The following is an 8,308-nucleotide window of genomic DNA, read 5'->3' on the forward strand; positions in this document are numbered from 1 at the left end:
GTCAGGCGGTTGTGCGGCACCACGTCCCGCTGGCCCACGCCGCCGCTCGCCTGCGGCCCCGCACCCCGGTTGGGGTTGAGCAGGTTGCCGGCCGGGTCGAACGCGAAGGTCTCGCGCTCGGTGGCCTGCTGCTTGTGGTCGCCGCGCTGCGCTGCCAGGATCCGGCCCAGCGGGTCGTAGCGGTAGTGGCTGTCGCCGCGCAGCCCGTCGCGCGTGGCGATCAGGTTGCCCGTGGGATCGTAGCGGTACTGCCGCGCGATGCGGTCGCCCGAAGGAAGCTGCGGCAAGGCGGGCAGGCCCTGGTCGCGGTCCCGCAGGGCCTGTGGCGACGGCATGCCCGGCTGGCTCTGCAGTGCCTGCCGCCGGCCCACCTTGTGCGCCACCAGCCGGCCCATCGGATCCCAGCCGTAGCGGCTTTCCAGCGCGCCCTGGGTGCGCTCGATCTCCTGGTGCAGCGCGTCGCGCTCGATGTCCGAGAGCACGTGCCCGTCCACCCGGATCTGGTGCAGGTGGCCCGAGCCGTAGTAGAGCCATTGCACGTGCCGGCCGCCGGGCATGCGGCTGTCCGTGCGGTTGCCCAGCGCGTCGTAGGCATGGCGCCAGGCGTAGCGGCCCAGGGTGCCCGTCCGGTCCGGCGCCAGGTGCTCCTGCACCTCCTCGACGAGGCGCGAGAGCGGGTCGTAGGCGAAATGCACGCGGGCATCGGCGTTGCCGGCCTGCCGCATGCGTCCCAGCAGGTCGTAGGCGAAGGTGGTGGCCTCGCCGCTGCCGGCCCCCTCTTCCTTGCCCTCCGGGCCAAGGTGCGCCTTGGCGACGAGGCGGCCCACCGCGTCGCGGCGGAACACGGTGCGCTTGGGCAGGGGCGCTGCGGGGTCGGGGTCGTAAGGCGTGTCCGGGGCCAGCCGCGCGTCGCGCTCGTGCAGTTCGGCCAATTCACCCGCGGCGTTGTAGCGGTAGCGCTGGATGCGGCCGTCGAAGCCGACTTCCTCGATCAGGTTGTCCGCCGCGTCGTAGGTGAAACGGGTGGTCTCGCCGTTCTCGTTCTGCAGCGCCACGAGGCGGCCCACGGCGTCGTGCTGGTAGCGCAGTGTGCCGCCGAGCGCGTCCTGGCGCAGCACGGGCTGGTCCAGCCCGTTGTAGGCATAGCGCGTGGCGGCGCCCTGCGGGTCGGTGTAGGCGGTGAGGTTGCTTTGCGCGTCGTAGTCGTAGCGGTGCTCCGATCCGTCCGGCGCCGCCACATGGCGCAGCCGGCCCAGGGCGTCGTGCCGGTAGTGCGTGGTCTGGCCCAGGGCGTCGGTGGCCGTGAGCAGGTTGCCGAGCGTGTCCCAGGTGTAGCGCGTGGTCTGGCCGGAACAGTCGGTGTAGGCGACGAGCTGGCCGGCGTCGTCCCACAGCAGGCGGCGGGTCTTGCCGTGCGCGTCCTCGATGGCCACGGGCAGGCCGCGCGCGTCGTAGCGCCAGCGCGTGGCATGGCCCAGCGGATCGACGCGCTCGGCGAGGTTGCCGCGTTCGTCGTAGCGCTGGCGCCAGACATGGCCCAGCGCGTTGATTGCTTCCACGGGCATGTCGAGGTGGTCGTAGGCGAGGCGCGTGGTGGCGCCGGCCGCATCGGTCATGGTCAGCAGGTTGCCGCGCGCGTCGAAGCGCCAGCGCGTGGTCCGGCCCAGCGCATCGCGGGCTTCCTCCGGATTGCCGGCGGCGTCCAGGCGCGTCTCGGTGCGCACGGGGCGGCCGTCGGGGCCGGGTTCGGTGATGGCGACCACTTCGTGCGCCGCGTTGTATTCGTAGCTGCTGCGCCGGCCCAGCGCGTCGGTCACGTGGGTGGTGCGCCGGCCCAGGTCGTAGTCGAAGCGCGTGTCCAGCAGGCCCGGCGTGTCCGTCCAGGTGCGAACGACGCGCCCGCCCGCATCGTGGCGGCTCCATTGCTGGTGGTGCGTGAAGCCGTTGCGGGTGGCATAGGCCACCATCAGGTGGTGGCGGTAGCGATAGCGCGCGGTGCCGCCCAGGGCATCGGCGGCTTCGACCAGGTTGGCGCGCAGGTCGCCAGCCTCGTTGCCCTCGGTGCCATAGGCGTAGCGTGCGAGCACGCCGCCCGCGTGCTGCACGCCATCCAGTAGGCGCGGCTCCAGGTGGATGGCCTGCAGCAGCCGGTCCGGCGCGCCCTCTTCGCCGCTCCATTCGAAGCGCAGTTGCCGGCCGGCGCTGTCCGTCAGGCCCAGCGGCCGGGGCGCGCGGCCGTCGGCGCCGATGGCGTCGTACGCGGGGTAGCGCAGCGCGACGGCGTTGCCGTTGCGGTCGGCCATGCGCGCCAGCGGCAGGCGCCACTGGCCGGGCACGGGGGCCGCGAATTCATGGCGCAGACCGTCGGTGGCTTCGATGCTCCAGCCGCCGCCCTCGTGGTGCCGCACGGTGATTTTCTCGCGCACATCGAAGTGGCTGGCGCCGCGCGGCAGCACGGGCAGCCGCACGAGGCGGCCGCGCGCGTCGTAGTAATGCACTGCGTCGTAGGCCAGCGCCAGCTCGATGGAGAGCGGCGTGCTCCAGCCCCAGCCGAGCCAGCCCGGGCGCCGGTCGCTGGAGCGGTAGAAGCGCCGCCACTCGAGCGGCAACGGCCCGGGCAAATCGAAGTCGGTCTCGGCGAGGATCTTGGCGCCCGTGGCGAAGATGACGGGGAAGCAGGTGCCCAGTTCGCAGGAGGGCTGGGGCATGTGCCCCGGGCGTGCATCGTCCAGGATCGTGCCCGGCGCATTGGGATTGACCTGGTTGTCGCCCCGGTTCGCCACGGGCCTGGGCTTGCCCTTGGCCCGCTTGACGATCTTGCCCAGCACGAAGCCGATGGTGACCGAGGCGATGCCGTTGGCGATGACGTCGGCGATCTGGTCGATCTTCTCGTCGGTGAGCGGCGGGGTCAGCAGCTCCTGCACTTCCTTGGCCAGTTCCGCCACCTGGACGGCCGACTCGGCCATGGCCGCGCCGCCCACCACGAGGTTCACCCCGGGGATGAGCTTGCCCACCAGCTTGAGCGCGGGGCCGATGAGCACGCTCGGGTCGATGAGGCTCTCGCCCAGGGCCGCGAGCTGGTCGCCGAAGGCGCCGGGCAGCTTCTCGATGACTTTCTGGGCCAGTTGGTCGTAGGGGCCGGGCAGCGCCTTCATGGCCAGCCGCATGGCCCAGCCGGGCTGGATCACCAGCGCATTGCTCTTGGTGGTGTCGAACGAGCGCACGCTGCCGCGGCTCTCGAACTTGGTGTCGCTGCTGTAGCTGGTGGGCTCGGCGGCGCCGCCCACCACGGTGGACTTGACGCCCGCGATGCCGCCCAGGCGGTCGGGCGTGGCGGGGATGGATTCGAAGCGGCTGCCGGCGATGGCCACGGACCGGCCGTCGATTTTCAGGGTGGCGGTGCCGTTCCTGAGGCCCGGCCCGTGCGCCATGTTCATGATCGGCACGGGCGGCCCGTTGGGCTTGGGGAACACGGGGTTCACCGGGCCCGGGATCATCGCCGGGCTGCGGCCTTCGTGGATCGCTCTGCGGTCGTTGACGAAAGTGGCCATGGCTCTGCTCAGGAAGGAATCGGAAGGGCACCGCGGCCGGCGCTGGCCGCCGGGCGCGCCGGCTGCGCATGGTCCCAGGTGGCGACCCAGGCGGCGGTGCGCGTGGACAGGCCGGTGACGGTCTGCAGGCCCGCATGGCCCGCGAGGCGCGCGGGCATGACGGGGTGGGACAGCGCCTGGCGCATTTCATGGAAGAGCGAGAGCATGAGGGGCACCCACGCGGCGCCGACCTCGCCCAGGAATGCGGCCGGATCGCGCGCGGGGGCGAGCCCGCCATCCACAGCGAAGGCCGCCGACAGGCTGGCCCGTTCGGCACCGCGCCATGGGGAGCCGTCCATGTCCGACCAGTAGGAATGCAGCGCATCGGCGGGCATGTGCGCGGTCTGCAGCGCGGCGCGAGCGGCCTGGATCAGGGCGCGGCCGTCCAGCAGCGATGCCTCGCCCACGCGCGGGACGGCTTCCTCGCCGAAGGCCGGCGGATAGACGGTGGCGAACTCCCCGGCCGCGGGCACACGCGACAGGCGCACGAAGGCGGCGGCCTCGGAGGCGACAAAGCCTTCGCAATGGCCGGCCACCTGCACCCAGCGGCGCTGGTAGAGCGCCTCCACCACGGCCGCGTCGGCGAGGCTGTCCACGCCGCCCACGAGCACTTCGGGCACTTCGGGGTGCGCCTGCATGAAGCGGTAGGCGCCGGACAGCGCATCGGCTCCGCCCACCGCGCCGCCCGCATACAGGGTCAGGGGCAGGAATTCAGGGGCGAGGTCCAGGGCGCGCGGCAGTTCCAGCGCGAAACGGTCGGTGTCGATGCCGCCGGGCCGTTCCGCCCAGGGCTCGGGCAGGGCCACGAACAACGGGATCGGCCGCTGCAGGGGCCAGCCCGCGGCGGGCGGCGGCCCGGAGCGCAGGGCCTCGTGCAACGCCGGGGCGGCGAGGCGCACGAGGCGCTCCATGCCGGTGCAGGCCGGGTCGATGCCGGGCACGCGCGAGACGGTGGCGCGGTGGTCGGCCTGGCCGGCGATGGCCTGCCGGGTGAAGGCCGACAGGCCCGCGGAGAGGCTGGAGGCGGTCTGCCAGGCGCGGGTGCCGACGGGGGTGCAGGCGCCGGTGGCGGCGATGGAAAGAGGTGTCATGGCTGGGGCTGTGCGGCGCCGAAGGCCGCCCGTTCCAGGACCGAGGCCGTGGCCACGGCCAGGCCCTGCACGGGCATCAGGTCGTCGGCTTCGATCCAGAGCGCGCCGGCGAGGCGCGATGCGTGTTCGAGATGGAGCAGGTGGCGCAGGGGCGCGCCGACCAGGGCGGTGGACTCCTCCAGCGCGACCTGGCTGCGGGCGCGGCCCAGGCGCAGCGCCGGCCCTTCCAGCGGCAGTGCGGCCAGCGCCTCGTCTGCGGTGGAAGCCCGCTCCGGCGCCGGCAGAGCGAAGTCGAAGAGCGCGTCGGCCGGCGTGCCCGTGAGCAGTGCCACGGCATCGGCCAGCGTACGGCAGGCCTCTTCGTCGTCCCATGGCGCATGGGCGGCGAGGTGGCGCAGCAACGGCACGTCGCCGACCAGGGACGCGGCCTGGCACTGGAGGGCCCAGGGCATGTCCGGATGGCGCCCTTCCCGCAGGGCGACCGCGAGTTCGTAGCCCTCGCGCGCAGCCAGCAGCGCCAGCGCCGCCAGCGAGCCGGGGGTGCGCGCGAGCACGGTGCGCGCGGCCGGTGTCTCGTGCGGGCTGCCCATGAGCGCCAGTGCCGCCAGCGCGGCCTCGGCGTCGTCGCCCTGCTCCACGGCGGCCAGGGCCCGGGCCTCGTCGCCGCGCCCGGTGCAGCGCCAGCCGCAGAGCACGGCCATGCCGCCGGGCAGGGACGCGGCCCAGGGTGCGACCGCTTCCGCGAAGGCATCCGACACCGCGGGCCGGGCAATCGCCAGCCTCAGCAGCAGGCGGCCGAGCGCCGTGCGCTCCTGCCCCCGCGGCCCGGCCAGCAGCGCCACCCGGGGGGCGAGGTAGTCGCCCACCGCGCCATCGAAAGCGAAGCGCAGGGCATTGCAGACCGCTCCCGGCTGGGCCTGCACATACTCGCCGCCCAGGTGCGCCAGTTCGGCGCCCGCGCGGCCGAGCTGCAGTTGCAGCACCTCCAGGCAGGCGAGCGCGAAGATGCGCGACGCCTCGTGCAGGGTTTCGTCGCCCGCGGCGGCGATGGCCTCCCGGCAGGCGGGCAGCACCTCGGGGGCATGCGCCAGGTGCTGCTTCAGCCCGGCCAGCGCCTGAACGATGGCGTCGTCGAACACGGCGATCGCGGCGGGCCGGGCGGCGGAACGCGGCAGCAGGTGGCTGCGGCGCCAGTACTGGGTGACCAGCGACCGCGCCATGCGTGCGGGCGGATCGGTCCACACCGGCAGGTCGGTGGCCCGGGGCACGGGCAGTTCGATGACGTTCATGCAACAAAGGGCGCCGCAGGCCGCGGCGCGCGTGGGATCAAAGACAATGCCGGGCAGGAGGACCCCACCCGATGCTGGACAACCTGACGCCCTTCGCCGCGGAGCTGCTGCCGGGCCACCGGCCGGACGGCAGCGCGTGCCGGACGCTGGTCATCAAGGCCACGCTGGATTTCGCCGGCAGGCCGGTCGCCCAGGGCAGTGCGCTGCCCATCTACCGCGGCGACGCATTTTTCGAAGAGGACGGGCTGCAGGGCACCGTGCGGCACGAGGCCGACCTGGCCCCGTTCAAGCCCCGCGTGGACGTGGTCTTCAACGGCTTCGCCCATGCGCCCGGGGGGCGTGCGGCCGAGCGGTTCGACGCGGGCCTGTCCATCGGCGCGGAAACCCGCACGCTGCGCATCCACGGCCGGCGCGTGTGGCGCCGGCGCATGGGGCTGTTCCCCGTGGCGGAGGCCTGCGAGCCGGCGCTGCGCGTGCCGCTGGTGTACGGCCTCGCCTTCGGCGGGCAGGATGCGGAAGACCCGACGGCCTTCCATGCCGGCAATCCGCCGGGCACCGGTTTCAGCGCCGGGGTGCCGCGGGACGGCGCGCCGCTGCACCAGATCGAGTGGGCCGATGCGCCCGTGCGCCTGCCCTCCGGCAACGACCCGCCCGCGGGCTTCGGCTGCATCGGGCGCACGTGGCTGCCCCGCCGCGCACTGTGGGGCAGCTATGCCCCGCAGGAACTGCAGCAGGCGCCCGGCCTCGTGGCGCGCATGCCGGCCACCTTCGACCCGGCGGCCTGGAACTGCGCCCATCCGCGCATGCAGTTCGCGCCGGGCCAGGTCCGGCCGGGCACGCGCATCCGCTGGACGCACCTGTGCGCCCGGGGCGAGGGAGAAACCGCCGTGCCGGACCTGCAGCCGGCCGTGTCCCGGGCAATACGGGGCGAGCGCGGCACCGTCCTCCCCGCGTTCGACACCCTCGTGCTGGAGCCAGAGCACGGCCACATGGTGATGGTCTGGCGGCACACATTCGACAGGGAAGCCGCCCGGTACCTGGAAAGCCTGCAGGTGCATCTCTGATGGGCGCTCAGTTGATGCGGACCTCGGCCGCGTCGATGTCCACGAGGTCGCGCGCGTCGTGCTCGATCTTCAGGGCCACGAGCCGCGCGAGACCCTGACCCGTCAGGCGCAGGGATGCCTCGCCGCACGACAGCACCACGGCGTCCTGCGACTGCAGGCGGATGGCCCGCTGGTTCCACGGTACCGCAGGCGAGGGGGCCAGCACCGCGGTGATGACAGCCTCGCCGCCGGAACGCACCGCCAGCAGCACCTCGTCGCCGGGCACCAGCTCCGGCAGGAGCACGCCCACCGAAGCGCTGGCGGCCATGTCCGACCCCGCGCCCGGGTACTCCACGGCATAGCGGTCAGGGGCCTGCACGCCCGTCACGCGGCCGGTGCGCAGCACCGGAGCGGATCCTGCGCTGGCGCGGTCCGCGGTGGCGGCATCCGCCGGAATGGGTGCAGCATGCGCGTAGGCCATCGAAGCCCTCCTCTTCTTTGCGCCCTCAGGCGGGATTGACGTGGCTGTCCGGCGACGAGACCGTCACCTTGGAGCTGCCCGCGATGGAAATCGTCTGTCCGTTGATCTGCACCGTGCCGTCGCTGGTCATGCGCAGCACGGCCTTGCCGCACTGGATCTCGATTGCGTCGCCGACCTTGACGGACATCTCCTTGCCCACGCTCAGGGTGCGCACTTCGCCCACCGTGGTGGCCGAGTTCTTGCCCACGTTTTCCGTGTAGTTGTCGGAGGTTTCGTCCGTGCGGTCCGAGCCCACCTTCGTGGTCTGGCTCCGCCCCACGGTGACGGACCGGTTCATGAGCACGTTGGTGGACTGGCTGAGCCCCACGTTCACCACCATGGCAGCGCCCACGTTCACGTTGTAGGCTGCGCCGATGTTCACCATCTTGGCCAGGCCCACGTTCTGCAGGTAGGCCAGGCCGATGGTTTCGGTCTTGAAGCTGCCGACCTTGATCGACCAGTTGTTGCCGATCTTGTCCTTCTCGTTGCGGCCGATGGTCTTGCTGCGGTTGTTGCCAATCGAGACCGTCTCGTCGATGCCGACATCTTCCTTTCGGTTGTCGCCGATGCTGATCGTCTCGTCGTGGTCCACCCGCTCCGTGCGGTTGTTGTGCACCGTGATCTTCTCGTCACGGTCCACCGTCTCCGTGCGGTCCCGGTGGATGGTGTTCGTCTCGTCCCGGTCGATGGTCTTGCGCCGGTCGTTGCCCACCCACTTGTCCTCGTCGTTCTCGACCTCGGTGAGCTGGTCCTTCTGCGCGTGCAGCCACAGCTG

At 72.6% G+C, this 8,308-nt stretch carries 6 protein-coding genes; 1 reads left to right on the top strand and 5 read right to left on the bottom strand.

Annotation, left to right across the window (positions count from 1 at the left end):
* The 3 genes from BLR05_RS25130 to BLR05_RS25140 all read right to left on the bottom strand — a co-directional run.
* A partial coding sequence (locus BLR05_RS25130; protein WP_092840466.1) for a DUF6531 domain-containing protein occupies positions 1–3,551 on the bottom strand: 3,551 nt, incomplete at its 3' end.
* 8 nt (positions 3,552–3,559) lie between these two features.
* A complete protein-coding gene (locus BLR05_RS25135; protein ID WP_092840469.1) occupies positions 3,560–4,681 on the bottom strand; it encodes a 3-oxoacyl-ACP synthase in 1,122 nt (373 codons plus the stop codon).
* Positions 4,678–5,970, bottom strand: coding sequence for a hypothetical protein (locus tag BLR05_RS25140; protein ID WP_092840472.1), 1,293 nt, complete (start codon positions 5,968–5,970; stop codon positions 4,678–4,680). Before BLR05_RS25140 ends, BLR05_RS25135 begins: the two co-directional genes overlap by 4 nt.
* A 71-nt stretch (positions 5,971–6,041) precedes the next feature.
* On the opposite strand from BLR05_RS25140, the gene BLR05_RS25145 reads away from it, so the two are divergent.
* Entirely contained in the window at positions 6,042–7,034 is a 993-nt protein-coding gene (locus BLR05_RS25145; RefSeq protein WP_092840475.1) for a DUF2169 family type VI secretion system accessory protein, read from the top strand.
* 7 nt (positions 7,035–7,041) lie between these two features.
* Here BLR05_RS25145 and BLR05_RS25150 read toward each other — a convergent pair whose 3' ends face one another.
* Both BLR05_RS25150 and BLR05_RS25155 read right to left on the bottom strand, forming a co-directional pair.
* Entirely contained in the window at positions 7,042–7,494 is a 453-nt protein-coding gene (locus tag BLR05_RS25150; protein WP_092840478.1) for a hypothetical protein, read from the bottom strand.
* A 25-nt stretch (positions 7,495–7,519) separates the two neighbouring features.
* Positions 7,520–8,308 (bottom strand): bacteriophage T4 gp5 trimerization domain-containing protein (locus BLR05_RS25155; RefSeq protein WP_434802846.1); only part of this gene is annotated, 789 nt, incomplete at its 5' end.

Origin of the sequence: Paracidovorax cattleyae (assembly GCF_900104515.1) — a bacterium.
GTDB classification, from domain to species: domain Bacteria; phylum Pseudomonadota; class Gammaproteobacteria; order Burkholderiales; family Burkholderiaceae_C; genus Paracidovorax; species Paracidovorax cattleyae.

Bases quoted from the DNA above. Each gene is read 5' to 3' on its own strand.
- BLR05_RS25135 (WP_092840469.1), bottom strand. From the start codon at position 4,681: ATGACACCTCTTTCCATCGCCGCCACCGGCGCCTGCACCCCCGTCGGC.
- BLR05_RS25140 (WP_092840472.1), bottom strand. From the start codon at position 5,970: ATGAACGTCATCGAACTGCCCGTGCCCCGGGCCACCGACCTGCCGGTG.
- BLR05_RS25145 (WP_092840475.1), top strand. From the start codon at position 6,042: ATGCTGGACAACCTGACGCCCTTCGCCGCGGAGCTGCTGCCGGGCCAC.
- BLR05_RS25150 (WP_092840478.1), bottom strand. From the start codon at position 7,494: ATGGCCTACGCGCATGCTGCACCCATTCCGGCGGATGCCGCCACCGCG.